This window comes from Pseudonocardia yunnanensis, assembly GCF_039534065.1.
GTDB classification, from domain to species: Bacteria; Actinomycetota; Actinomycetes; order Mycobacteriales; family Pseudonocardiaceae; genus Pseudonocardia; species Pseudonocardia yunnanensis.
Genome location: NZ_BAAAUS010000027.1, coordinates 132,092 through 156,706 on the forward strand (window position 1 = coordinate 132,092; position 24,615 = coordinate 156,706).

The 24,615-nt window shown below is 72.3% G+C and carries 18 protein-coding genes; 13 read left to right on the forward strand and 5 right to left on the reverse strand.

Annotated features, from left to right (window positions below; translation table 11 throughout):
- Window positions 1-26: 26 nt before the first annotated feature.
- Together ABD743_RS25395 and ABD743_RS25400 are read right to left on the reverse strand one after the other, a co-directional pair.
- The gene (locus ABD743_RS25395; RefSeq protein ID WP_344724715.1) at window positions 27-2,681 is read right to left on the reverse strand and encodes a winged helix-turn-helix domain-containing protein; all 2,655 of its coding nucleotides are present in this window, start codon (window positions 2,679-2,681) and stop codon (window positions 27-29) included.
- Window positions 2,678-5,293, reverse strand: a complete 2,616-nt coding sequence (locus ABD743_RS25400) for a winged helix-turn-helix domain-containing protein (RefSeq protein ID WP_344724716.1) — start codon at window positions 5,291-5,293, stop codon at window positions 2,678-2,680. The genes ABD743_RS25395 and ABD743_RS25400 overlap by 4 nt, the downstream gene beginning before the upstream one ends.
- Window positions 5,294-5,815: 522 nt before the next feature.
- Here ABD743_RS25400 and ABD743_RS25405 point away from each other — a divergent pair.
- The 5 genes from ABD743_RS25405 to ABD743_RS25425 all read left to right on the forward strand — a co-directional run bounded on the left by ABD743_RS25405 (window position 5,816) and on the right by ABD743_RS25425 (window position 12,461).
- A complete protein-coding gene (locus ABD743_RS25405; protein WP_344724717.1) occupies window positions 5,816-6,028 on the forward strand; it encodes a hypothetical protein in 213 nt (70 codons plus the stop codon).
- A gap of 70 nt (window positions 6,029-6,098) precedes the next feature.
- Window positions 6,099-7,451, forward strand: a complete 1,353-nt coding sequence (locus tag ABD743_RS25410; protein WP_344724718.1) for a chloride channel protein — start codon at window positions 6,099-6,101, stop codon at window positions 7,449-7,451.
- 317 nt (window positions 7,452-7,768) lie between these two features.
- On the forward strand, window positions 7,769-9,346 hold the full coding sequence (locus ABD743_RS25415; protein WP_344724719.1) for a SigB/SigF/SigG family RNA polymerase sigma factor: 1,578 nt from the start codon (window positions 7,769-7,771) through the stop codon (window positions 9,344-9,346).
- Between the two features lie 197 nt (window positions 9,347-9,543).
- Entirely contained in the window at window positions 9,544-9,834 is a 291-nt protein-coding gene (locus ABD743_RS25420; protein WP_344724720.1) for a hypothetical protein, read from the forward strand.
- A 1,142-nt stretch (window positions 9,835-10,976) separates the two neighbouring features.
- A complete protein-coding gene (locus ABD743_RS25425; RefSeq protein WP_344724721.1) occupies window positions 10,977-12,461 on the forward strand; it encodes a DHA2 family efflux MFS transporter permease subunit in 1,485 nt (494 codons plus the stop codon).
- 48 nt (window positions 12,462-12,509) lie between these two features.
- Here ABD743_RS25425 and ABD743_RS25430 read toward each other — a convergent pair whose 3' ends face one another.
- Complete coding sequence (locus tag ABD743_RS25430; RefSeq protein ID WP_241040768.1) at window positions 12,510-12,719, reverse strand: FDXHR family putative zinc-binding protein; 210 nt, start codon at window positions 12,717-12,719, stop codon at window positions 12,510-12,512.
- 144 nt (window positions 12,720-12,863) lie between these two features.
- The gene (locus ABD743_RS25435) at window positions 12,864-14,315 is read right to left on the reverse strand and encodes an amidohydrolase family protein (protein ID WP_344724722.1); all 1,452 of its coding nucleotides are present in this window, start codon (window positions 14,313-14,315) and stop codon (window positions 12,864-12,866) included.
- Window positions 14,316-14,518: 203 nt separating this feature from the next.
- Between ABD743_RS25435 and ABD743_RS25440 the strand changes: the two genes are divergently transcribed.
- The 8 genes from ABD743_RS25440 to ABD743_RS25475 all read left to right on the forward strand — a co-directional run bounded on the left by ABD743_RS25440 (window position 14,519) and on the right by ABD743_RS25475 (window position 23,961).
- Complete coding sequence (locus ABD743_RS25440) at window positions 14,519-15,328, forward strand: IclR family transcriptional regulator domain-containing protein (RefSeq protein WP_344724723.1); 810 nt, start codon at window positions 14,519-14,521, stop codon at window positions 15,326-15,328.
- Window positions 15,329-15,426: 98 nt separating this feature from the next.
- The gene (locus ABD743_RS25445) at window positions 15,427-16,629 is read left to right on the forward strand and encodes a CaiB/BaiF CoA transferase family protein (RefSeq protein ID WP_344724724.1); all 1,203 of its coding nucleotides are present in this window, start codon (window positions 15,427-15,429) and stop codon (window positions 16,627-16,629) included.
- Window positions 16,622-17,434 carry a citryl-CoA lyase gene (locus tag ABD743_RS25450; protein ID WP_344724725.1) on the forward strand — a complete coding sequence of 271 codons (813 nt, stop codon included), beginning with the start codon at window positions 16,622-16,624 and terminating at the stop codon, window positions 17,432-17,434. The genes ABD743_RS25445 and ABD743_RS25450 overlap by 8 nt, the downstream gene beginning before the upstream one ends.
- The gene (locus tag ABD743_RS25455) at window positions 17,431-18,420 is read left to right on the forward strand and encodes a quinone oxidoreductase family protein (RefSeq protein ID WP_344724726.1); all 990 of its coding nucleotides are present in this window, start codon (window positions 17,431-17,433) and stop codon (window positions 18,418-18,420) included. Before ABD743_RS25450 ends, ABD743_RS25455 begins: the two co-directional genes overlap by 4 nt.
- A 14-nt stretch (window positions 18,421-18,434) precedes the next feature.
- Window positions 18,435-19,478, forward strand: coding sequence for a 5-methyltetrahydropteroyltriglutamate--homocysteine methyltransferase (locus ABD743_RS25460; RefSeq protein ID WP_344724727.1), 1,044 nt, complete (start codon window positions 18,435-18,437; stop codon window positions 19,476-19,478).
- Window positions 19,479-19,480: 2 nt separating this feature from the next.
- Window positions 19,481-20,341 (forward strand): dioxygenase family protein, encoded by an 861-nt coding sequence (locus ABD743_RS25465; RefSeq protein WP_344724728.1) that lies wholly within the window; start codon window positions 19,481-19,483, stop codon window positions 20,339-20,341.
- 136 nt (window positions 20,342-20,477) lie between these two features.
- Entirely contained in the window at window positions 20,478-22,091 is a 1,614-nt protein-coding gene (locus ABD743_RS25470) for an LLM class flavin-dependent oxidoreductase (RefSeq protein ID WP_344724729.1), read from the forward strand.
- 205 nt (window positions 22,092-22,296) lie between these two features.
- Window positions 22,297-23,961, forward strand: a complete 1,665-nt coding sequence (locus tag ABD743_RS25475; protein ID WP_344724730.1) for an AMP-binding protein — start codon at window positions 22,297-22,299, stop codon at window positions 23,959-23,961.
- Here ABD743_RS25475 and ABD743_RS25480 read toward each other — a convergent pair.
- On the reverse strand, window positions 23,948-24,610 hold the full coding sequence (locus tag ABD743_RS25480) for a P-loop nucleotide/nucleoside kinase family protein (protein WP_344724731.1): 663 nt from the start codon (window positions 24,608-24,610) through the stop codon (window positions 23,948-23,950). The genes ABD743_RS25475 and ABD743_RS25480 overlap by 14 nt on opposite strands.
- Between the last annotated feature and the right edge of the window lie 5 nt (window positions 24,611-24,615).

Genomic DNA, 24,615 nt, shown 5'->3' on the forward strand with positions numbered 1-24,615 from the left:
CCTCCCCCGGCGCAGGTGATTCCCCGTCAGGGCAGAAGCCCGCGCTCCGACGCCCGCTGCACCGCCTCACGCCGGGTGGAGACCCCGAGCTTGGCGTAGATCGAGCGGATGTGGCTCTTGACGGTGTTCACCGAGACGGTCAGCTCCGATGCGATCTCACCGGCGCCGCGCAGCGACGGCAGCAGCGCGAGCACCACGAGCTCGCGTTCGCTGAGCACGGCGGCCGGTTCGGCGCACACCGCCAGCGTGGCGAGCCGCGCTTCGAGCTCCGGTGATCCGGTCGGCCTGCGACGGTCGGCCAGCAACTGACGGGTCCGTGGCCCGGCGAGGGCGAAGGGCCGGACGACCCCGATCGTGCCGGCCGCGGCGAAGGCGGCATCGAGTGCCCCGCGGGCCTCGGCGTCGTCGCCGCTCTCCAGCGCCGCCTCGACGTCGAGCAGGTGGATCTCGAGCATTGTGTGCGGGAGCAGGACGGGCACGGCGGAGGCGCGAACCGGGTCGACGACGGCCCGTGCGACCTCGTGCCGGCCGGTGATCACGTCGGTCCAGGCCTGCAGCAGCAGCACCTCGCCGGTCGGGCCGATGCGGGATTCGAGCCAGCGCTGGATCTCAGCGGCGACCGGGGTGTTGCCCTGCAGCAGCGTCGTCCGGTGCTCGAGGACGCCCAGCGCGGCGCAGAGCACCCGCGGTGCCGGTGCGCCGCCCAGCTCACGCCGTGCGGACCGCATCTCGGCGGCTCCGCGGTCGCGTTCCCCGTCGTCGGCGAGGGCGGCGCCGTGCACGCTGCGCAAGGCGAACGCGGCCTCCGGCGTGATCGGGTCCGGCGCCGTGAGGGCTGTCTCGACACGGGCCCGTGCCCCGGCAGGGTCGCCCTGGAGCAGGTCGGCGTAGGCGAGCATCCCGGTGGCGCAGGCGGACCAGCGGGACGGGTGGAGGCTGTGGCGCAGCGCCGCCGCGGCCGCCTTCCCGGCCGCTGCCACCATTCCTCGGTGGTCGCGCCGGAGCGCCGCCACGGCCGCGGCGAGCGTGCTGCTCTGCACCTCGACCCGGCCGAGGCCGTGCGTCGTCGCGAGGGTCGTGCACTCCTCCAGCTCGGCAACCGCGACGTCGAGGTCGCCGTGGCCGTCCGGGGACAGCTCGGCCGCTGCACGGCTGAGGTGCAGCAGCGCCGTGAGCTCCGGCCGGACGTCGGGCGACCCCTCGCCGGCCACGGGCGGCGGCGTGGCCACGTCGTGGGTGGGGATGCCGGGCGGCGCGAGGAGCTCGGCGGTGCTGCGCAGGACCTCGAGCTCGCGATCCGGCGTTGCGGGCCAGGTCAGCCGGGCGTGCTGCAGATCGACGGCGGCGGCCGCGAACGCGCGTTCCTCCAGGTGGGCGATCGCCGAGACCAGGGCGAGCCAGGGGTCGGCTGCCCGGGCGGTCGGGCCGACGGCGGTCAGCGCGCGGCGCAGCGGTGTCAGGTCGGCGCTCGCGAGCAACGGCACCGCCGAGCGGAGCAGTTGGGCGAGCTGTTTCTCGTCGCCGGCGCGTTCCGCGTGGCGGAGCGCGTGGACGTGTTCGCCGCGTTCGGCCCACCAGCAGGCCGCCACCGTCTGCAGCCGCTGGTGCAGACCGGGCCGGTGTCGATGCAGGTTGGCTCGCAGGTAGGACCGGAGCAGGGCGTGAATGCGGTGTTCACCCGGCCCGGCCCGCTCGACGAGCGCCGTCTCCCGCCCCATCTCGTCGAGCAGGCGTCCGGCGTCCGGCCGGTCCGACAGCGCGATGGCCAGTGCGGTCGGCAGCACGGAGCACACGCTGACCGCCCGTAGGAAGTCCTGGGCGTCGTCGGCCAGACCGGAGAGGATCTCGCCGGTCAGGTAGTCGGCGATGGACCGCTCGTCGCCGGAGAACTGCAGCAGGAACGCCGCGGGATCCTCGCTGCGCCGCAGGGCCAGGGCAGCGAGCCGCAGGGCCGCCACCCAGCCGTCGGTGCGCGCGTGCAGGAGCGCCACCTCGACCGGATCGAGGTCCAGGCCGGCACTCTGCAACAGCGTCACCGTGTCCGTCACGTCGAACCGCAGCTGCTCGGCGCGGATCTCGTGCAGCCGCCCCTCCTGCCGCAGCCGCGGCAGTGCGAGCGGTGGGTCCACCCGGCTCGACAGCACCAGGCGAAGCCCCGCGGGGCGGCGGGCGACGAGCCGGGCGAGCTCGCGCAGCGGCCGCGGCGCGGTGAGCTCCTGCAGGTCGTCGAGGACCAGTCGGACCGGCGGGTCGAGGACGTCGAGGGCCTCGGCCAGCCAGGAGAGCACGTCGCCGTCCGGGATCTCGTGGCCGGGACCGCTGCCCCGGACCGCGCGCCGCACGGCGCTGTCCGCAGGCATCGACGGGAGGCCGGCGAGCGCGGTGAGCACCGCCGACCAGAAACGGCCCGGATCGTCGTCGTCGGCGTCGACCGACACCCAGGCGGTGTCGGGGAGCGCGCGGCTGCGCACCCAGTCGGCGAGCAGGAGCGTCTTGCCGTATCCGGCGGGGGCGCTCACCACGACCACCTGCGCGGCGCCGGCCGCGTCGAGCCGGTCGAGCAGCGCGGGCCGGGGCACGAACTCGCCCGGCAGTTCGGGCACCGTGGTCTTGCCGCCCGGGATCCGCGCCGCATGGCCGCGGGCGCGTCGGGTCGTGTCGGTCGGCGAGTGTCCGATCACGTGAGCAGGCCCTGTTCGTGGGCGGTGAGGACGGCAGTACGGCGGCTGCTCACACCGAGCTTGCCGTAGATCGCGCGGACGTGGCTCTTGATGGTGTTGAGCGAGACGTCGAGATCGTCGGCGATCTCGTCGAGGTTGTGCAGGGACGGCAGCCGGGCCAGCACCTCGCGCTCGCGCGCGCTCAGTTCGGCCGCTGGATGTGGTGCCGTGTCGCGGCCGGCGGCGAGGGCGCGCACCGCGAAGGCGTCGCTGTCCTCCGTCCCGCCGAGCTGGTCGACGAGCACCGCGCGCAGCTCCGGGCCGACCAGGGCGAAGGGGCGCAGCGCGTCCTGCGGCTCGGCGAGCTCGAGTGCCGTCTGCACCGCGTGCCGGGCGGCGGCCCGCTCGTCCGTCGCGATCGCCGCCCGGGCCACGACCAGCCATGCCTCGACGATCGTGTACGGCAGCAGGGACGGGATCCCCCCGTCCAGCACCGGCTCGACCGCGCTCCGCATCACGTGTGGTGCGGCCGTGCCCGTTCCCGAGGCCGCCTCCGACCAGGCACGCATGATGGCGAGCTCCCCGCACGCGGGGCTTCGAGCCGCCAGCCACCCCGCGGTGGTGAGCGCGGCCGTCGCGTGGCCGAGCTGGAGTGCGGCACGGTGTTCGAGGAGCGCGGCAGCCGCGGCGAGGGCAGCCGGGACCGGGTCCTCGCCGAGCTCGGTGCGGGCGTGCTGCAGCTCCATCAACCCCGCGGTCCGGTCGCCGGTGTCGGCGAGCGCGGCGCCCCGCGCACTGCGCATCGCGAACCGGACCACCGGGTCGATGTCGGCAGGAGCCGCGAGCAGGCCGTCGGTGATGGCCTGCAGGGCGATGGTGGGCCGCGCCCGCAGCACTGCCGCGTGCGCACGCACCGCCTGTGCCGCCGTGGCCCACGCCGAGCACTCCCCGTGCCGGGCCACCGCTTCGCTGTCGACGGCATCGGTGGCGGCGGCCTCGGCGGCCGCCAGGTCGCCCAGCACCCACGCCGACACCCCGATCAGGGTGAGGCAGTGCACCTCGAGCAGATGGAGTCGCCGGTCCCGGGCGAGCTGCAGCGACGCCTCCAGCTCCGCCTGCCCGGCCAGGACCGCTCCGGTGGTGAGGTATGCGACCGCCCGGCCGGCGAGCGCCCATGCCGCCAGAACGGGGTCGGCCGGAGTGGGCTCGTCCGTCGCGGGAACGGGACCGATCCCGGCGAGCCGCTCCGCCGCGCGGTGGAGGATCGCCAGGTCGGCGGCGACCTGGCCGCCGTCGTCGGGTTGCTTCCGCGAACGACGCAGCGCGGCCCGGGCTGCAACGCGATCGCCGTGCCCGAGGTGCAGCAGCGCGGGGACCAGCGCCGCCCACGGATCCGCGCCGGTGTCCTCGGCCGCGGTGCCCGCCGCATCGAGCGCACGGCGCAGCACTGTGTGTTCCCCGCGCGCCGCCAGCTCCGCGGCCGAGTGCTGCAGCAGGCGGGCGATGCGGCCGGTGTCACCGGCGTCGACGGCGTGCCGGAGGGCCACCGACGGCCTGCCGTGACCCGCCGACCACTCGGCGGCGCGGCCGTGCAGCGCAGCGCCCGCGCCCGGAGTGCGCCGCTCCAGGTCGGCGAGCAGGTAGGAGCGCAGCAGTTCCTGCGTGCGGTATCCGCCGTTCGGATCCACTCCCTGACCGCCGGTCCTGACGACGAGGCCCGTGTCCTGCTCGAGACGATCGAGGACCGCGGGGGCGTCGTCCCGTCCGGACAGCTCGATGGCGAGCTCGGCCGGCAGTACGTCGCAGATGCTCGTCCGGCGCAGCAGCTCCCGTTCGTCCTCCGGGATCCGCGAGAGCACCTCGCCGACCAGGTACTCGGCCATCGGCTGCGCGTCCCCGGAGAACGCGGCGAGAAACGCGTCGGGATCGGCGTGCCCGCGCAGTGCGAGTGCAGCGAGCCGCAGGCCCGTCGCCCACCCACCGGTACGCGCGTGCAGCAGCGCGGCCTGCGCCGGCGTCAGGCGCAGCCGGCACCGCGCGAGCAGCGCCACGGCCTCGTCGGGCGAGAACCTCAGCTGCTCCGTGCGTAGCTCGCACAGCCGCTCCTCGAGCCGGAGGCGCGCCACCGGCAGCGCGGGATCCGCCCGGCCTGCGAGCACCAGCCGCAAGCCGGGGTGTGTGGCGCGCGCGAGCGCCTGCAGCCCGTGCCGGACGTCCGGTGCGCGCAGGTGGTGAGTGCCGTCGAGGACGATCTGGACAGGTACGGGCAGGGTGTCGAGGCCGTCGAGGAGATCGTCGAGGAAGTCCAGCCCGACGGTCGTGTGGGAAGGGGCCAGACGGCACAACCGGCTCGACGGGGGGACAGCAGGGCAGGAGCGCAGTGCGGCGAGCACACCGCCCCACAGCCTGCGCGGGTCGTCATCCTCCTCGTCGAGCGCGAGCCAGGCGGTGGGCACGTCGCTGCCTCGGACCCAGTCCGCGAGCACCAGCGTCTTGCCGTAACCGGGCGGGGCGCACACCAGGGTGAGCGGGCGTTCGATGCCGCATTGGAGGATGCCGGAGAGCGCCGGACGCGCCACGAATTCCGGCGGCGGCACCGGGGGCGTGGTCTTCGACCGCGGCACGTGGACCATCACACCCCCTCCCGCCCGTGATCGGGGACGGTGCACGGATCCGGAGGGTTTCCGCCATTACGCGCGGGGGCGGGAAGCCCTGCCGGCGCGTCGGGGACCGGGACGCGATTGGTGGCGTCACTTTAAGAGCGCGAACACCGGCCGTCCAGCCCGCGGACCAGCCACGAAGGTGCGCGAAGCCGTTTCCGGGAACGGGGGGACCAGCGCTGTCACCGCGAGCGCAAACACCACGTCAGCTCGGTGTCTGCCGTTCGGAGAATGTTGCGGCCGAGTGAGTGACGGCGCAACCGAAACCAGTTGGCGAATGGTGTGGGGGCCCGGTGACGAAGCATGGTTCCGGCCGCCGGAAAGGCGAGGAAGCCGGGTGCCGGGCGCGTCCGCGGCGACAGTCACCCCCGCCGGGTGGTCCACCGGAGCCGCCGGACATCGACACTTCGACACTGCCCGCGCGGCCCACCCCTTGCGGGTCGTGCGGGTCGACAGAGCTTCCACCGAGAGCACCGACCGAGAGAGCACCGCGAGATGTCGATGGACTACGAGTTCCGGGTGGAGGGCCTGCTACCGGAATGGGGCCGCGACGCCTTCTGCGACATGCGGATCGAGGAGGTCCCGGCACAGACGGTCATCTCCGGCACGGTGATCGACGAGTCGCACCTGCACGGCATCGTGGCGCAACTGCGGGCCCTCGGGCTCACCGTCGTCTCGGCGCGCCCCGTGCCGCAGGCGCCGCCGTGATCGTTCCCTGGCGCAGGTCCTGGCGCGACGACGGGGCTACGGCAGCGGCCCGGCGAGGGGAAACGCGACGATGACGATGGACACGGCGGTCCCCAGCTCTCGCGAGTACCTGCGGCTCGTACTGCTCGGCGCGCTGGTCGGTGTGCCCGCCGTGTTGGTCGCGGCGGGGTTCCTGGCGCTGGTCCACACCGTCGAGCACGGCCTCTGGAACGAGCTGCCCGCCGCGCTCGGTGAGTCCATGCCGCCGTGGTTTCTGGTGATGGGATTGCCGCTCGTGGGCGCTGCGCTGGTGGTGGCGGCCCGGAAGCTGCTTCCGGGCGACGGCGGGCACCCGCCGCTCCAGGGGTTGAGCGTCGCGGGCCAGCCCCTGCGCGCCGTGCCGAGCGTTGCGCTCGCGGCCTTCGGCACCCTCGTCTTCGGGGCCGTACTCGGCCCGGAAGCGCCGCTCATCGCCCTGGGATCCGCCGTCGGCGCGGTGGTGGCCCGGCTGGCTCGCGTGAACCCGAAACAGGCCCAGCTGCTCACGATGGCGGGGGCGTTCTCGGCGGTCTCGGCGCTCTTCGGCGGGCCGCTCGTCGCGAGCTTCCTTCTGGTCGAGGTCGGCATCGCAGCGGGTGCGGCGCTGATCCCTGCGCTGCTGCCCGGCCTGGTCGCGGCCGCTATCGGCTACCTCATCTTCGTCGGGCTGGGGAACTGGGGCGGGCTGGGGACCACGGTGCTCTCGGTGCCCGGGCTGCCCGCCTACCAGGAGACCCACATCGTGGATCTCGTGATCGCCGTCATCGTGGGCGTGGTGGTCGCGACTGTGGTGGGAGCGTCTCGCCGGCTGGCGCTGGGAGTCGCGGCGCGATCGGAGGGGAGGATCGCGGTCCCGTTGTTCCTGGGTGCGCTGTGTGTGGGCGCGCTGGCCATGATCGTCCGTGCTCTCGGCGGTGACTCGCAGGACGTGCTCTTCTCCGGGCAGGCCTCCTTGCCCGGATTGGCCGTGGCGACCTCCGTGCCGATACTGGCGATACTCATGGTCGCGAAGGCGATCGGCTATGCCATCTGCCTGGGGTGCGGTTTCCGTGGTGGACCTGTGTTCCCCCCGATCTTCATCGGTATCGCGGCCGCGATGATCCCGGCACTGCTGTTCGACCGGTCGCCGACCGTCGCCGTGGCGATCGGAGCGGCGGCCGGTATGGCCGCCGCGACGCGGCTGCTGTTCTCCCCGGCGCTGTTCGGCGCGCTCTTCGTGGGCATCGGCTTCCATGACGCCGTTCCGGCAGCCATCCTCGCCGCCGCCGCCGCGTGGCTCACGATCAACGCGATGTCGAAGGGCTCGACCACGGATGCTCACGAGGAGCAGGCCACGAAGACAGCGGGATCGCAGGCCACCGAGGTGAGCAGGCCGCAGGCCCCGGAGCCGCGGGAACAGCAGTGACGTCCCCGACCGCATGTTCGTCCGCGCCGGTGCCGGCTGTGGTCCTTCGCGGCGTCGTCGCGGGGCCGGCCCGGATGCCGCTCGGCCGTGACCTGCGGGGACCGGTGGCGACATCCAGGCGGGTGTGCATGCGTGGTGATCACCGTTACGCCGTGGATCCCCGATACCGCGAGCTGCGACGTTTCCGTGCGCCGTCCGGCATCGCCCTCTCCTGCGTCCGGGAGCAGGCCCGGCGAGGAGGGTCGGCCGTAGACTGATGACGTACGGTCCGGCTGTGGGGCAACCGCTGCCGTGTGCCGACCGGAAGGGCCATTGCCATGTCATCCGGCTTGTCCTCCGCCGCGTCGCCTGCCGATGGAGCCGCTCCGCCCACACCGAAGTCGAATGCGCGGCCTTCGCTGGAGGTGACGGTCGGGCGGCACGGGCACGAGACACGTCTGCTGATCCAGGGCGAGGTGGATCTATCCACTGCGGCGCAGTTCTCGGCGGCGCTGGCCGTCGGGCTCGCAGTGGGAGCCGATAGCCTCGTCGTCGATCTCCGAGGCGTCGCGTTCTTCGACTGCGGCGGCCTCGAGGCCCTGGTGCGGGCCGCCCGGCAGGCCTGCACGGAGCGCACGAGGCTTCGCGTCGTCCCGGGCGCCGTGGTCGGTGATCTGGCTGCCCTGCTGCGCGGTTGGGCGGAGCTTCCCGAATGCGTTGCGGTGTCCGAGGACGAGCCGCGGGCGATCCGGCAGGGGAACGCCCTCACGATCGGAATGGACGTGCCGCGCCGCGGAGCGCTCGTGCTGCGCCCCGACGGAGACCTCGACCTCGCCACGGTCGACCTGCTCGACGACGTCGTCACCGCCGCGCTGGCGGACGCCCGCCGTGCGGGGTCCCGGTCGGTCGTCGTGGATCTCGACCGTGTCCGGTTCATGAGCGCGGCGGGCGTCGCGGTCCTCTGCAAGGGGCAGCTCAGGGCCGGCGCGGACGGTGTCTCGTTCCGGCTGGCCGGCGGCCCCCCGGTGGTGCGGCGGATCCTCCGCGTCACCGGGGCCTCCGCGGTTCTGGAGCCGTACGACTCGGTGGCCGAGGCGCTCGCACCGGCGATTCCCCGGCCGCGGGCCGCGGAACGGGGCGCCGGCGGCCCGAGACGCCGTGACGACGACTACGCGCGCTTGGCGCCCCTGTTCGTCGAGCGGGTGCGTCTGCCCGCTGACGATCCGCGGCAGCAGATCCTGCGGACCGAGCTGATCAAGGGGTACCTGCCGGTGGCGCACAACGTCGCCCGCAGGCATCACTACCGGGGCGAGAACCTCGACGACCTCGAGCAGGTCGCGACGATCGGGCTGATCAACGCCGTCGACCGGTTCGATCCCGCTCGCGGCGTCGACTTCCTGTCGTTCGCGATCCCCACCATCAACGGCGAGGTGCAACGTCACTACCGGGATCGCACCTCCACGATCCGGGTGCCGCGCCCGATCAGGGAGCTGCAGGTCCGGGTGTATCAGGCCGCGGACGAGATGAGCCAGAAGATGGGCCGCGCCGCGACGCCGAGAGAGCTCGCGCTCCGCCTGGGCGTCAGCCTGGAGACGGTGATCCAGGCGCTACAGGCCGCCTACGAGACCCGCCCGTCCTCCCTCGACGAGACGCGGTACAACGACGACGCAGGCCCCATCGCCGACACGGTCGGCGATGTCGATCCGGAGCTGGACCTCGTCGACAACCGAGAGTCCCTCACGCCCCTGCTCGACAGGCTGCCTGAGCGCGACCGCAAGATCGTCCTGCTGCGGTTCTACGGCAACATGACCCAGACCGAGATCGCGAAGCGGACGGGGATCTCCCAGATGCACGTCTCGAGGTTGCTGAGCTCGACCTTGGCACAGCTGCGCCGTCAGCTGGTCGAAGGGGCCTGAGGCGCCGGCCCGGCCCCGGGCCGTCGATGCGCGGGTAGGCGCGGGCTCATCGTTGTGCGGACGGGCCCGCCGGATCCGGTCGACGTGCGGCCGGGATCGCCCGCTGAGCGTGCCCGATGGGGCCTGGTGGTGCAGGCCGCCGGGCCTGTCAGTCGAGGTGCGGCCGGGCCGGGGTGGGGTGAGGTGGCGGCGGTGAGGTGGCCGGACTCGTCGTGGCCGGTGTCGTGCCGGTGGGTGGGGCCGAGGTGGGTGGGGCTGCGGTGGGTGGGGCCGAGGGGGGTGGCGTGGTCGGTCGGGTGGTGGTCGGGCGGGGCGCGGAAGTGGTGGTCGGGGGAGCCGGGGTGCCGGTCGAGGACGACGGCGGGGTCGTGATCGGCGGCCTGGTGGTCGGGGGCGGAGTCGGCGGGGCAGGCGGGCGCGTCGACGTTCTCGGGGGTGCCGGTCGTGATGGCTCGGGATGCGGTGGAGCCGGGCGTGGCGGGCCCTGATGCGGTGGCTCCGGGCGTGGTGAATGCGGGTGCTGTGGGGCCGGAGGCGGCCATGGGCGGGGCGGCGCCGGGGCGGGCGAGTGCGGCCGCGGTCGTGGCTCGGGTGAGTACGGCGGGGCCGGTGCCGCGGCCGGCGGGTCGACCCGCTCGGGGCGTGCCACGGCAGGTGTGGGTGCGACCGGAGGTAGTGGGGCAGCGGCGGGGGCCGCGGCCAGTGCGTCGGCCCGCGGCGGCGCGGGAGCGGGTGAGGGCGCGGATCGCTCGCTCGGAGCCAGATCGGCGGTGGGGGACGCCCAGCGCACCGGCGGCGAGAGGGCAGGCGGCGGAGGTGGCGCGGGCGCGAACGCCGGCGGGGCCGGCGTGGTCGACGGAGCCGGGGCGGCGGTGGTATGCGACGGCACGGGCTCGTTCGCCGGCCGGGCCGCAGCGGCCTGGGGGCCGGGCTGCGGGGATGTCGTGAGCGTCCAGACCGTGACGAGCGCACCGACCCCGACTACGGCGGTCAGGGTCGCGAGGGCGGCACGGGTGCGGGCGCGCACCGGGGAGTCGGGGCGGTGCAGCAGCATCGCGACCGACACCGCCGCCCAGCCGAAGATCGCCAGGGTCGCGATGACGACCGCCCACCGCTGGGACACGCGGTACTCCCTTTTGCGCAGCGCCGTCCGGGCGTCGGACGGCATTTCGATCATTCTGCGCCGAGGAGCGCATCACTCGTCAGGGGGTATGAAGCAGAACTTCCCCCCATTTTCTCTCGGGCAGCAGCAGGCGGCAGGCTCCACTCCGGCCCGGCCGAGCAGGTGGGCGCCTCACGGGGGGTTGCGATCGCGCACGGTGGAGAGAACCGGGTGGAGTAACCGCATTCCGCTGATCCGGTGCGAAGTGGTCGTACGGAAGTCTGTGATGTCGATCTCCCGTACGCTCGGCTCACGGCTGGCATCTCGCGGCTGACCAGGTGCTCTGCGCCTGCTCTCAGTGGTCGGCGGGATGCACCGGGCGGCAGTGGCGCTCCCTGGAACCGCCGATCTCGGTTCGCCGGGCGATTAACCCGACGCTTCCTGTCGGTCCTAGCTCATAGATTGGAACCAGATGATCCGGGCGCAGATCGCCCGGGTCATGCGCCTCCCGCTCCCAGAAGGAAGATCGTGACCAACCCATCCGACGTCCTCGATCCGTCGGCGTCCACTCCCGACAGACCTGGCCGGCTCAGCCCGCGGGATCGCACGGTGATCGCCGTGCTGCTCGTCTCGACGTTCGTGGTCATCCTCAACGAGACGATCATGAGCGTCGCTCTGCCGGTCCTGCTCACCGACCTGCAGGTCGAGGCCAGCGTGGGCCAGTGGCTCACCGCCGGATTCCTCCTCACGATGTCCGTGGTCATCCCGGTCACCGGTTTCCTCATCCGCCGCGTGCCCACGCGGCTGCTGTACGGCGTCGCCATGTCCCTGTTCAGCACCGGCACACTCATCGCCGCGCTGGCGCCGGGATTCGCGGTCCTGATGGTTGCGCGGGTGGTTCAGGCCGGCGGCACCGCGATCATGCTCCCGCTGCTGATGACCACCGTGATGACGCTCGTGCCCCCGGCACGCCGAGGCGCTCTGATGGGCAACATCTCGATCGTCATCTCGGTCGCGCCGGCGATCGGCCCCACCGTTTCGGGGCTCGTGCTCGGCGTCCTCGGCTGGCGCTTCATGTTCTGGCTCGTCCTGCCGATCGCGCTCGTCGTGCTTGTGCTGGGTCTGCAGCGGATCTCCGACGTGGGAGAGCGCAGCAACACACCGATCGACGTGGGCTCGGTGGTGCTCTCCGTGCTGGGCTTCGGTGGTCTGGTCTACGGGCTGAGCACGATCGGCGAGTCGGCCGCGGGCGTGTCTCCGTCCGTGTGGGTGTCGTTCGCCGTCGGCATCGCCGGGCTGGTGCTCTTCGTCGCCCGACAGATCGTGCTGCAGCGCACCGATCGCGCGCTGCTCGACCTGCGCACGTTCAAGGCGCGCACGTTCACCGTCGCCACCGTGATGACGATGCTGATGATGAGCACCCTCTTCGGCGCCATCATCCTGCTGCCCATCTACATGCAGAGCGTGCTGATGCTCACGCCTCTCGCCACGGGTCTGCTGCTGCTGCCGGGCGGGCTGCTGATGGGCCTGCTCGGCCCGGTCGTGGGCCGGCTGTACGACCGTTTCGGGGCTCGCGCCCTCCTCGTGCCCGGCACGGTGGCCACCAGCGCTGCGCTCTGGTCCACCACGCTCTTCGGCATCGGCACGCCCGTCGTGCTGGTGCTGGGCTTCCACCTGCTGCTCAGCCTGGGGCTGGCGCTCAGCTTCACCCCGCTCTTCACCGCCGGGCTCGGCGCCGTGGCACCGAGGCTGTACTCCTACGGCAGCGCGATCGTCGGCACCACCCAGCAGCTCGCGGGTGCGGCCGGGGTGGCTCTCCTGGTGAGCGTGCTCAGCGTCCGGTCGGCGGATCTGGCCGCCGAGGGGGCAACCGTGATCGAGCAGACGGCGGGCGGGGTGCACACCGCATTCGTCGTGGCCGCCGTTCTCTCGGTGATCGCGATCGCCGGTTCGTTCTTCTTCGGCCGCAAGCCTGCCGTGGAGGGCACGACGGTGCAGGTGGCGATGCACTGACCTCTCCGCCCGGGCCGTTGCCGGCGGCCCGGGCACAGGGGCCCGCGGTCAGGAGGCGGTGCTCTCCAGCCAGATGCCGTTCTTGGTCTGCACGAGGTCGAGGGAACGCGGGTCGATGCACCCGGCCTGGGGGCGGTGGGCGTCCCACAGCTGCGCTGTGTCGAAGACGTGACCGCACCCACCGGTGCGCCTGCAGCAGTGCGCTCGCTCGACCCCGACCCAGGACGAGCCGCAGCACGCCATCCGCAGCAGCTCCATGATCGGGAGGCTACGACGTGGCCTCCGCGCGGTCATGATCGGTAGGCGTCTTGATCGAGATGCCGCTCATGATCGTCGCGAGATCCGGGTTTCCGCCCTCACGAGGGCGCGCAACCGCATCTCGCGGCGATCTTTGCGCCGGGATCAGCGTCCGTGGGTGCTGGCGCTGTGGTACTCGGTGTAGGTGTACGGGTTGTCGAGGATCGTGGTCTCGGGAACGTCGGGGTTCATGCCCTTCTCCCAGGCCTCCTCGCCCAGCACCGACCGCAGGTGCTCGACGGTGGCCTCCACCTCACGACGGGCGGCGGCGAGGTCGACCCCCACGAGTTCGTGCTCGTGCTTCACGATGCGCCCGTTGACGAGCACGGTGTGCACGTCCCCGCGCTGAGCCTGGAACGCGACGTGGCCGTAGGGGTTGAGCACCGGGAACGACACGGGCGAGCGGTCGTTCCTGAGCAGCACGACGTCGGCCTTCTTGCCCGGCTCGAGGCTGCCGAGCTCGCTGTCGCGGCCGAGGGCGTGGGCTCCGCCCCGGGTGGCCCACTCGACCACGTGCTGGGCGCGCAGTGAGACGTGGGTGACGGTCTCGCCCTTGGCGTGCGCCTCGAAGTGCTCCCGCGAGCGGTCGGCGCCGAGCGTGGTGCGCATCGCGGAGAACAGGTCACCGCTCCACCACACGCTCGTGTCCATCGACAACGACACGGGGATGCCGTGCGCGCGCAGGGCCCACGTGGGCGGGTAGCCCTGTCCGGCGCTCTGCTCGCTCTCGGTGGAGACGGAGACCGATCCGCCGGTGGCGGCGATGCGGTGGTACGAGTCGGCCGACAGGGTGGCGGCATGCACGAAGACGCTGCGCTCGTCGAGGAAGCCGGCTTCGTGCGCGAGGCGGATGCCGTCGTCGTTGGTGGCACCCCAGACTCCGGCGTGCGTGGTGACGGGCACGCCGAGCTCGCGGGCCACCTCGTAGGCGGCCTTCTCCGGGAAGGCGGGGTCACCGGTGACGTCGAAGGCGATCTGGAAGCCGAGCATGTCGTCGGCCGCGTCGATCCGGCGGCGGGCGAAGGCCTGGAAGTCGGAGGAGGTGGCCCACTCCCACGGAGCCTGCTGGATGTTGCCGTAAGCGAGCACGAACCGGCCGGGAACGGCCCGGAGGGCGTCGACGGCGGCCTCGGCGTGGTCGGTGGTCTGCAGGCCGTGGGACCAGTCGACGGTGGTGGTGACACCGGCGTCGATCGCCTCGATCGCGGCGAGCAGGTTGCCCGCGCGGACGTCCTGCGGACGGAAGTGCTTCCCCGACTCGAGGTAGTACCAGACGAAGTACTGCGTGAGCGTCCAGTCGGCGCCGTAGCCGCGCATTGCGGTCTGCCACATGTGCCGATGGGTGTCGATCATGCCCGGCATGACGATTCCGTCGCGGGCGTCGATCTCAGTGGTGCCCTCCGGCACCTCCAGGCCGGGGCCGACGGCGGCGATCCGGTCGCCGATCACCAGCACGTCCGTGTCCGGGAGCACCCGGCGCGCGTCGTCGAGGGTGAGGACGAGTCCGCCGCGCAGCACCACGGGGCGGTCGGCGCCGACATCCTGCGGGTCCGTCATTCCAGACGCTCCTTCGAACGGGGTGGCAATTGCGGACGCCTGTCCGTATGCCGTCAGAGGGCTGCCGATCACCTTCTCGGACGGTGGTTGCGGTGTCAATCCGCCGTGATGGGGCCCTCCATCTGGCACCTATCGTGTGCTGCGTCCGCACAACGGACGTTCGTTACGCTATCGGGACGCCACATCGAGCTGGGGAGTGAGTCATGCCGCGGGCTGGGACCGGACCGGACTTCATCGAGGCGCTCGCCCGCGGTCTCGAGGTGATCGCGGCGTTCCGCACGGGCCGGCCCGCCATGTCGCTCACCGAGGTGGCCACGGCCACCGGACTCGCCCGCCCCACGGCCCGCCGGATCCTGCTGACGTTGGAAGAGCTGGGCTACGTCCGGGCGGGCGACGCCGGGTTCACGCTCACTCCTCGCGTGCTGGAGCTCGGGGTCGCCTACGTCCGGTCCACCGGCTTGTGGGACGTGGCGCGCCCGCACATGGAGCAGCTGGTCGCGCGCACCGCGGAGTCGTGCTCGATCGCGCAGCTGGACGGCTCGGACATCGTCTACGTGGCGCGTGTCGCGGTGCCGAAGATCGTGGGGCTGTCGGTGCAGATCGGCACGCGGTTTCCCGCGCTGCCCACGTCGCTGGGCAAGGTGCTGCTCGCGGCGCTGCCCGCCGACGAGCTCGAGCGGGTGCTCGAGCAGCCCACGCGATCGGGGCTCACGCCGCGCTGGCAGCCCGACCGCACCCAGCGCGACACGGAGCTGCGCGAGGTGCGGGCACGGGGATGGGCGCTCACCGACGAGCAGCTCGCGCTGGGCATCCGGTCGGTGGCCGCGCCCCTGCGCGACGGCACCGGCCGGGTCGTCGCGAGCATCAACGTCAACACGCACGCTGCCGAGACCCCGGTGGACCGCCTACTCGAGGAGCACCTACCCCTCCTCCTGCACACCGCGGGGGAGATCAGCGCCGACTTCGCCCGGCTCGACACGGTGCCGCATCTGTTCCGCACCGCCGCGTCCTGACCCTCGGCCCACGGGCCACGGCTTTGCCTCGCCCCAGGCATATGTCACGATCGAGGTGCGGACGGTCGTCCGTGAAGCGGACGGAGAGGCCGATTTTGATGTCAGGTGGTACGCCGGAGGGCGCCGGGGGAGCGGGACCGCTCTCGGGCGTGCTCGTGGCCGACTTCTCACGGGTGCTCGCCGGCCCCTACGCCACGATGCTGCTGGCCGACATGGGTGCCGAGGTCGTGAAGGTCGAGGGCCCCGATGGCGACGAGACCCGCACGTGGATGCCCCCGGTGCGCGACGGGGTCTCCACGTACTACCTGGGCGTCAACCGCGGGAAGCGGTCGATGGCGCTCGACCTGCGCGACGAGGGCGACGCCGCGCTGGGCCGCGAGCTCGCCCGCCGCGCCGACGTGGTGATCGAGAACTTCAAGCCGGGGGGCCTCGCGAAGTTCGGGTTGGACTTCGCCTCCGTGAGCGCCGCGAACCCCGGGGTGGTGTACGCCTCGATCAGCGGCTTCGGCTCCGGGAAGGGGGCCCACGTCCCCGGCTACGACCTCATGGTGCAGGCGATCTCGGGCCTGATGAGCCTCACCGGCGACCCGGACGGTCCGCCCTACCGGGCGGGCATCTCGGTGTTCGACGTGATGGCGGGCAACCACGCCGTGATCGGGATCCTGGCCGCACTGCGGCACCGCGATGCCACCGGGCAGGGCCAGCACGTGGAGGTCAACCTGCTGTCCTCGGCGCTGACCGGCCTGGTCAACCACAGCTCGGCCTTTGTCTCGGCGGGCGTGGTGCCCTACCGCATGGGCAACGCCCACCCGAGCGTCTTCCCGTACGAGCCGCTGCCGACCGCCGACGACGACCTGATCGTGGCCGCGGCCAACGACCGGCAGTTCCGCAAGCTGTGCGACGTGCTCGGGATCCCGCAGGTGGCCGACGACCCGCGGTTCGCCCGCAACGCCGACCGCACGGCCAACCGGGAGGAGCTGCGGCCGATCCTCGTGGAGCGGCTCTCGCAGCGCAGTGCCACGGACTGGTTCGATGCACTGGTGGCGGTCGGGGTGCCGTGCGGGCCCATCCAGACGATCGACGGCGGCTTCGCGATGGCCGAGCGGTTCGGGCTCGACCCCGTGGTGCACGCCGGGGAGGGGGAGCGCGCCGTGCCGAGTCCGCGGCACCCCATCCGGTTCTCCGAGACACCGGCCCGGTACGAGCTACCGCCCCCGGAGCTGGACGAGCACGGCGCGGAGCTGCGCAAATGGCTCGCGACCCCCCAGGACCAGGCGACGCAGGAGGACGCGCGTGGCTGAGCAGCCCAGCTACCCGACGGCGCTCGGCGCGTCGAGCCCGACGACGATCACGCTCCTCGGCCAGGACCTCGCCGCGGACGTCATGGGCAACGTCGGGTTCGGCGAGCTGGCGTTCTGGCTGGCCACGCAGGAACGTCCGTCGAAGGGGCAGGTCCGGGTCTTCGAGGCCGTGCTGGCCGCGCTCGCCGACCACGGCTTCACGCCGACGGCGATCGTCACGCGGCTGACGTACCTGTCGGCGCCCGACTCGGTCCAAGGTGCGCTCGCCGCCGGGCTGCTCGGTGGCGGCTCGCGGTTCCTGGGCGTCACCGAGGACACCGGCCGGTTCCTGCACGACGTGCTGGCCGGTGCGCAGGAGCAGCCGTCCGACGACGCAGGCTGGGACGCACTCGCGCTGGAGACCGTCACGGCGCAGCGGGCGGCGAAGCGGTTCGTGCCCGGCCTGGGGCACCACGTGCACAAGGACGGCGACCCTCGCACGCCGCGGCTGATGCAGATCGCCCGAGAGGAGGGCCAGTTCGGCCCGCACCTCGCGCTGTTCGAGGCCATCGGCCGCGTCCACCCGCAGGTGCTCGGGCGGACCCTGCCGCTCAACGGCGCCGGGGTGTGCGGGGCCGCGCTGGCCGATCTCGGGCTGCCGCTCCCGCTCCTGCGCGGCTTCGCGCTGCTCGCCCGCACGGCGGGGCTCATCGGGCAGCTCGCGGAGGAGCTGCGGCATCCGGTCGGCAACGACATCTTCCTGTCGGTCGATCTCAACAACCGCTCGGTCGCGCCGGACCCGTGGACGTCGGACGGTGCGCAGTGAGCGCGGTGCCCGCGGCCGTCATCGAGAGCCCGGGGGCGCCGCCCCGTGTCGTCGACCGGGACGTCTCGGAGCCTGCCGCCGACGAACTGGTGGTGGCCGTCCGCGCCGCCCCGATCACCCCGCTCGACCTGCTGTGTGCTTCCGGCACGTCCTACTTCGGCCGTCCGGAGACGCCCTACGTGCCGGGGGTGCAGGGTGTCGGCGTCGTCGAGCGGGGAAATGCGCAGATCGCCCCCGGCACATCTGTGTGGTTCGCCACATCGGCGGGGATGCGGCCCGGTGACGGGAGCATGCGCGCGCGGGTGCCCGTCCACGAGCGCGACGTCGTTCCGCTGCCCGACGGGGCCGACCCGGTACTCGTCGCTGCCCTCGGACTTTCCGCCGTCGCGGCGTGGATGGCGCTGACCTGGCGGGGCGAACTGGCGGCGGGGGAGCAGGTGCTCGTCCTCGGCGCCGGTGGCGTGGTCGGCCAGGCGGGCGTCCAACTGGCGCGGGCCGGCGGAGCCGGACGGGTGGTCGCGGCAGCCCGATCGGCGCAGTCCCGCGAGGAGGCGCTCCGGCTCGGGGCGGACGCGGTGGTCGCGCTGGAGGCGTCCGACACCGTCGACGACCTTGCGGAGCGGATGCGTTCGGCATGTGACGGCCCGGTCGACCTCGTGCTCGACCCGCTGTTCGGCGTTCCGGCCGCCGCGGCGGTGCGTACCCTGCGGACAGGGGGGCGGCTGGTCAACTTGGGCAGCTCTGCGGGCGAGACCGCGCCGATCGACTCCTCGACGCTGCGGAGCAGACTGGTGCAGGTGCTCGGCTACACCAACAACGCGCTGACTTCGCAGCAGCGCAGCGACGCCCTCAACCGGGTGGTCGCCGAGGCCGTCGCCGGCAACTTGACGGTGGCGCACGAGCAGATGCCACTCGCCCACGCCGCGCAGGCGTGGGCCCGGCAGGCCGAAGGCCGGGCAACCGGCCGGATCGTTCTCACGCCCTGAAATCTGGAGGCTCCGTGACCCCACTTCCGCTGCTGCCGACGTCGCTGGTCGGAAGTTACGCCCAGCCGGACTGGCTGATCGACCGGGCGAAGCTCGCGGGCCGGTTCCCGCCGCGGGTACGGGCGAAGGAGCTGTGGCGGGTTGAGCCCGCGCTGCTCGCCGAGGCCCAGGACGACGCCACCCAACTCGCCATCAGGACACAGGAGCGGGCCGGGCTCGACCTGCTGACCGACGGCGAGATCCGCCGCGAGAGCTACTCCAACCACTTCGCCACGGCGCTCGACGGCGTGGACGTCGACAACCCGGGCACGGCGCTCGACCGCAGCGGCCACCCCAACCCGGTGCCGCGCATCACGGGCCCGATCCACCGGCCGCACCCCGTGCAGGTGCGCGACCTCGAGTTCCTCCGGGCCAACACCGACCGGCCGGTGAAGATCACGGTGCCCGGCCCGTTCACGATGAGCCAGCAGGCACAGAACGACCACTACCCCGACCTGGAGTCGGCAGCGATGGGCTACGCCGCCGCCGTCAACGCGGAGGTCAAGGACCTGTTCGCCGCGGGTGCCGACGTGGTGCAGATCGACGAGCCGTACATGCAGGCCCGTCCGGATGCCGCTCGTGCCTATGGACTCGCCGCCCTGAACGCCGCGCTCGACGGCGTCACCGGCACCACCGCCGTGCACATCTGCTTCGGCTATGCCGCGATCATCCACGAGCGGCCGGAGGGCTACTCCTTCCTCCCCGAGCTCGCGGGCTCCCCCGTGCAGCAGGTCTCGATCGAGACGGCACAGTCCGGGCTCGACCTGGGTGTGCTCACCGACCTCGCCGACAAGACCGTGATCCTCGGGGTGATCGACCTGTCGAACCCCGAGGTCGAGACCGCGGAGATCGTGGCCGACCGCGTGCGCCGGGCGTTTCGCTACCTGCCGCCCGAACAGCTCGTGATCGCCCCCGACTGCGGAATGAAGTACCTGCCGCGGGACTCCGCAGCAGGGAAGATGCGCGCGATGTCGGGCGCGGCGGCGCTCCTGCGCGCTGAGATCCAGGAGGGTCGCTGAGAATGCAGCTCGTCACCGAGGACAACGTCACGGAGCTCGCCGAGGCGCGCTGGGGCACCGCGCACGACCCGCGCACGGCCGAGGTCCTGACCGCACTGGTCCGCCACCTCCACGCGTTCGCGCGTGAGGTCCGGCTCACCGAGGCGGAGTGGATGGCCGCCGTGCAGTGGCTCACCCGCACCGGGCAGATCAGCGACGAGAAGCGCGAGGAGTTCATCCTCGCCTCCGACGTGCTGGGCCTGTCGATGCTCGTGGTGCAGATGAACCATCACTTCGACAAGGCTGCGACGCCCGCCACCGTGCTGGGCCCGTTCCACATCGACGGGTCCCCGGAGCTGGAGTACGGCGCCGACATGTCCGACGGCCTCCCCGGCACCCCGCTCTACGTCCACGGCACCGTCCGCGACCTCGACGGCAAGCTCGTCAGCGGTGGGGTGCTCGACGTGTGGCAGGCCGACAACGACGGCGCCTACGAGTCGCAGCTCGACGTCGACGAGGCGCGGCTGCGGGCGAAGTACACCACTCGCGAGGACGGCACGTACTGCGTGCGCACGATCGCCCCGCTCGGCTACGGCATCCCGATGGACGGCCCGGTCGGTGAGCTGATCGGGCGCACCGACATCAGCCCCAACCGCCCGGCCCACGTCCACTTCCTCATCAACGTGCCCGGCTACGAGCCGCTGATCACGCACCTGTTCCGCGAGGGTGCGCCGTACCTGGACAGCGACGTGGTGTTCGGCACCAAGCAGGAGCTGGTCGTCGCCTTCACCGAGCACGCGCCCGGCCCGACGCCCGACGGCGGCGAGTCCGCGGTGCCGTTCCTGACGGCCGAGTACGACTTCGTGCTGCAGCCGCAGGCCTGATCCACGTCCCGGGTCGCCTCGCCTCTCTCGGCCGGACAGGATCGTCTGTGATGCAACTCGTCTGGATGGAATATCATCCAGTCGTAGACCGGCATCGACGCGCGTGTGCGCGTCCCGAGAGAGTCGAGGCGTACCCATGGCCGATCATGGCCACGACCTGCTGTTCGGCACGTTCCTGACGCCGGCGGCCGACCAGCCAGCGGAGGTGGTGGCGCTCGCCCGGCTCACCGAGCAGGTCGGTCTCGACCTGGTGACGGTGCAGGACCACCCGTACCAGGCGAAGTTCCTCGACACCTGGACGCTGCTGTCGGTGATCGCCGCCCGGACGGTGACGCTGCGGGTGGCGCCGAACGTGGCGAACCTGCCCCTGCGGCTGCCCGCGGTGCTCGCGCGCAGCGTGGCGTCCTTGGATCTGCTCAGCGACGGCCGTGTCGAGCTCGGGCTCGGTGCGGGGGCGTTCTGGGACGCGATCGCCGCCAACGGCGGCGCCCGGCTGACCCCGGCGGAGAGCGTTCGCGCGCTCGAGGAGGGGATCGCGGTCATCCGCGCCATGTGGGCGGCGGACGGCGGGAGTGTGCGGGTCGACGGGCGCCACCACCGGGTGTGGGGTGCCCACCCAGGTCCGGCCCCGGCCCACGACGTCGGCATCTGGCTCGGTGCGTACAAGGAGCGGATGCTCGCGATGACCGGCCGTCTCGCGAACGGCTGGCTGCCCAGCAGCCCGTATGCGGCACCGGACGCCCTCCCGGCGATGAACGCCGTGATCGACGAGGCGGCGGTGTCGGCAGGGCGGCAGCCATCCGCGGTTCGGCGGCTCTACAACATCGCCGGCACCTTCGCCGAGCGCGGGAGCGGGTTCCTGCAGGGGCCGGCGGGCATGTGGGCCGAGCAGCTCGCCGAGCTGACCCTGACGCAGGGGATGAGTGCCTATCTCCTCATGACCGACGACGCCGAGGTCATCCGCCGGTTCGCTGCGGAGGTGGCACCGGCCGTGCGGGAGATCGTGGCGGCGGAGCGCGGTGGGGTGTCCGGGGCGGTGCGGCCAGGGGCGGCCGAGGGCTCCGCGGGGGTCTTCACCGAACGTTCGGTGGTCACGCGCGCGGAGCGGCGTGCGGACACCCCGCACTCGACCGGCCGTGGGGTGGCGCGCTCTGCGCTGCAGACCGTGCCCACGCCCGACGACGGCCCCCGGCGCAGCGACGTCCGGGTCTGGGACGAGTCGGCCCGCCCCACGGGCCCCACACCTGATCCCGGGCGCACCTACACCGCCCACGAACAGGCCACCGGCCGGCACCTCGTCCAGGTGCACGACAACCTGCGTGCCGAGCTGCAGCAGTTGCACGATCTCCTCGATCAGGTCACCGCCGGCGCGATGGATGTGGGCGCCGCGCGCGATCACATCAACGCCATGACGATGCGCCAGAACAACTGGACTCTCGGCGCGTACTGCGAGTCGTACTGCCGGATCGTCACGGTGCACCACACGATCGAGGACCAGAGCCTGTTCCGGCACCTGCGCCGGGCCGACCACCGGCTCCGGCCGGTGATCGACCGGCTCCAGGAGGAGCACGGGATCATCCACGACATTCTCGACAGCGTCGACCGGGCCCTGGTCTCCTTCGTCAGCGGGCCGGACGGGGTGAAGGAGCTGCGCGCGGCCGTGGATCTGCTCACCGACGCCCTGCTGTCGCACCTCTCGTACGAGGAGCGGGAGCTCGTCGAGCCGCTGAGCAGGCTGGGCTTCTACTGACCGGCGCGGCTAGCGTCCCTGTTCCGTCGATCGATGCCGTACGTGAATGGTGCTGCCATCCGCGAATCTCCTTTCCGGCCCTTATGTCGGCGTCGCGACCGAGGGGGCGACGGATGTATCCTGTGACAGAATCCTGCGGGCGGCCCAGTGAAGTGTCGGGCGTCGGATTGGCAGTGCGACATGCATTCCGCAGGGAGTACCTCACATGTCGGTTTCGATGTACTCGGTCCGGCCGCCGCATGCAATGGCGAAGCAGTACCGGGCCGGCGGATACTGGCGCGACTGTGGGCCGCTCGATGATCTTCGCCTCTGGCGTGACCGGACCCCGGACGCCATCGCGATCCGGGCGTACCGGTCGGGCGAGGCGCCGAGACCGATCAGCTACGGCGAGTTCGCCCATCACGTCGAGCGGTTCGCGGGCGCCCTGTACGAGCTGGGTGTGCGCCCGGGGCAGGCGGTTGCGCTCCAGCTGCCGAACTGGTGGCAGACGAGCGCGTTGATCCTGGCCGTGGCCCGGGTGGGCGCGGTGCTGGTGGCGGTTCCCACCAACATCCGCTCGCGTGAGTTGGAGCGCGTGCTGGTGGGGTCGGGAGTGAGTGTCTGCCTGACCGTGGACCGGTGGGAGGGGTTCGACCATGCCGCGGCGTTGCGGGAGATGGCTCCGCGGCTTCCGCAGCTGCGCCATCGGGTGGTTCTCGGGAGTCCGGCCGCGGGTGAGATCGATTTCGCCCGGTTCTTCGAGGAGACGCCGTGGGAACAGTGCCATCCAGTGGCATTGAACGATGTGCAGGAAGACCCCGATCGGATTATCGCCGTCTATTTCACGTCCGGCACGTCGGGCGAGCCGAAAGGAATTCTGCATACCTGGAACACGGTGCACAGCACCATGTCCACATGGGTGGGCGGGGAAGAGTGTGGGCCACCGGACACGCTGTTCGTCCCCAACACGCTGGTGCATCTCTTCGGCGCGATGATGGGTCTCTTCGTTCCACTGCTGGCCGGAGCCTCCAGCGTGGTGCTCGACGTCTGGTCGGGCCCGACCGGTTTGGCGCTGCTCGCGGAGTCCGGCACCACGCAGTTCATCTCGACTCCGCCTTACTTCTTCGACCTCGTCGCCGCCGCAGGGGAGAAGGCGCAGCACCTGCCTGACCTGCGAATACTCGCGGCCAGCGGGACCACGATCCCGAAGCAGCTCGTCACGGACGCGCTGCACGTGCTGGGGGTGCCGCTGCGATCGCAGTTCGGGATGACCGAGATCGGCCTGGGAACGTGGACGCGCGCCGATGACCCGCCGGACTGGGCGATGTACAGCGACGGGCGCCCCGGTCCGGGCACCGAGATCGACCTGCGGTCCGATACGGAGATCACCGGCACCGAGCCGGGTCGGTTGTTCATCCGCGGTCCCGGTGTGTGCCTGGCGACCGTGGGCCGCGACTCCGGCACGCTCACCGTCATCGCGGAGCGCGACGACGGCTGGTACGACACCGGGGACCTGGCGGTTCCGGACGGGCGCGGAGGGATCCGGTTGGCTGGGCGCGCCGTGGACCGGATCGGTGGCGGGTTCATGATCCCGGTGACCGACGTCGAGTTCCTTCTGCAGAGCCACCCCGGCGTCGCGGACATCGCGTTGGTCGGCTACCCGGACGACAAGGGTGGCGAGCTGGCGTGTGCGGTGATCCGTCCGGCGACGACTCCACCGGTGGACCTCGAGGACCTGCGCAAGTACCTGAGCGATCAGGGCATGACCGACTTCTACCTGCCGTCCCGCCTCGAGCTGCTGCCGGATTTGCCGCGCAACACCCTCGGCAAGGTGCGCAAGGAACTGCTCCGGCGCTGGCTGCGCGGAGAGGCCGACCTCACGGACGCATGACGGAGAGGCTTCGCCGTTCGGTATCGGCGCAGCCCTGCCGGACCCAGCTCGTGACCGCGCGGACGGTCTCTTCCTGGGGAAGCGTCGTGGTGTCGATCAGTTCGACCGGCGGCCGGAGCGTCGGTCCCTCGCGACGGAGCCAGTCGTTGAACGCCAGGGTCTCGTCGATGCGCCGCTCGTCCCAGCCCCGCCACGCCGGCCGCGCCCGCAGCCTCGCGCGCAGCGCCTCGGGCTCCGACACCAGCGCGAGGTAGTGGATGTCGCCGACGAACGCCCGCTCGGGCAGGCGTTCGAGCTGGGCCGGGACGACCGTGCCGACCAGCACGACCGGTCGCCCGCTCTGGTGGATCATCGCGGCCATCCGCAGCCAGGTGGAGCGGAACAGCCGGAAGTCGTCGGCCGGGTCCTGCAGCCCCGCCGTCCACAGGACGTCCTGCTCGACCACGACGGCCAGGTCGCCGAGGGCGGGCGTGAGCAGCCGCCCGACCGTCGACTTGCCGGCGCCGCTCGGGCCGGTGAGCGCGAAGAGCGGCAGCCGTCGGAACGGCTGCCGGTGACCGCACTGGGCGCAGACCAGGACCGCCGCGTCGGGCGCGACCACCGGGGTGGTGAACCGGTCGCCGCAACCGACGCAAATCTGAAGGTCCACAGGCG

What these genes read in the sequence shown, in the direction of transcription:
- ABD743_RS25415 (WP_344724719.1), top strand. Translation starts at nt 7,769, where the DNA reads ATGTCATCCGGCTTGTCCTCCGCCGCGTCGCCTGCCGATGGAGCCGCT.
- ABD743_RS25410 (WP_344724718.1), top strand. Translation starts at nt 6,099, where the DNA reads ATGACGATGGACACGGCGGTCCCCAGCTCTCGCGAGTACCTGCGGCTC.
- ABD743_RS25470 (WP_344724729.1), top strand. Translation starts at nt 20,478, where the DNA reads ATGGCCGATCATGGCCACGACCTGCTGTTCGGCACGTTCCTGACGCCG.
- ABD743_RS25445 (WP_344724724.1), top strand. Translation starts at nt 15,427, where the DNA reads ATGTCAGGTGGTACGCCGGAGGGCGCCGGGGGAGCGGGACCGCTCTCG.
- ABD743_RS25465 (WP_344724728.1), top strand. Translation starts at nt 19,481, where the DNA reads ATGCAGCTCGTCACCGAGGACAACGTCACGGAGCTCGCCGAGGCGCGC.
- ABD743_RS25440 (WP_344724723.1), top strand. Translation starts at nt 14,519, where the DNA reads ATGCCGCGGGCTGGGACCGGACCGGACTTCATCGAGGCGCTCGCCCGC.
- ABD743_RS25405 (WP_344724717.1), top strand. Translation starts at nt 5,816, where the DNA reads ATGTCGATGGACTACGAGTTCCGGGTGGAGGGCCTGCTACCGGAATGG.
- ABD743_RS25430 (WP_241040768.1), bottom strand. Translation starts at nt 12,719, where the DNA reads ATGGAGCTGCTGCGGATGGCGTGCTGCGGCTCGTCCTGGGTCGGGGTC.
- ABD743_RS25435 (WP_344724722.1), bottom strand. Translation starts at nt 14,315, where the DNA reads ATGACGGACCCGCAGGATGTCGGCGCCGACCGCCCCGTGGTGCTGCGC.
- ABD743_RS25475 (WP_344724730.1), top strand. Translation starts at nt 22,297, where the DNA reads ATGTCGGTTTCGATGTACTCGGTCCGGCCGCCGCATGCAATGGCGAAG.
- ABD743_RS25400 (WP_344724716.1), bottom strand. Translation starts at nt 5,293, where the DNA reads ATGGTCCACGTGCCGCGGTCGAAGACCACGCCCCCGGTGCCGCCGCCG.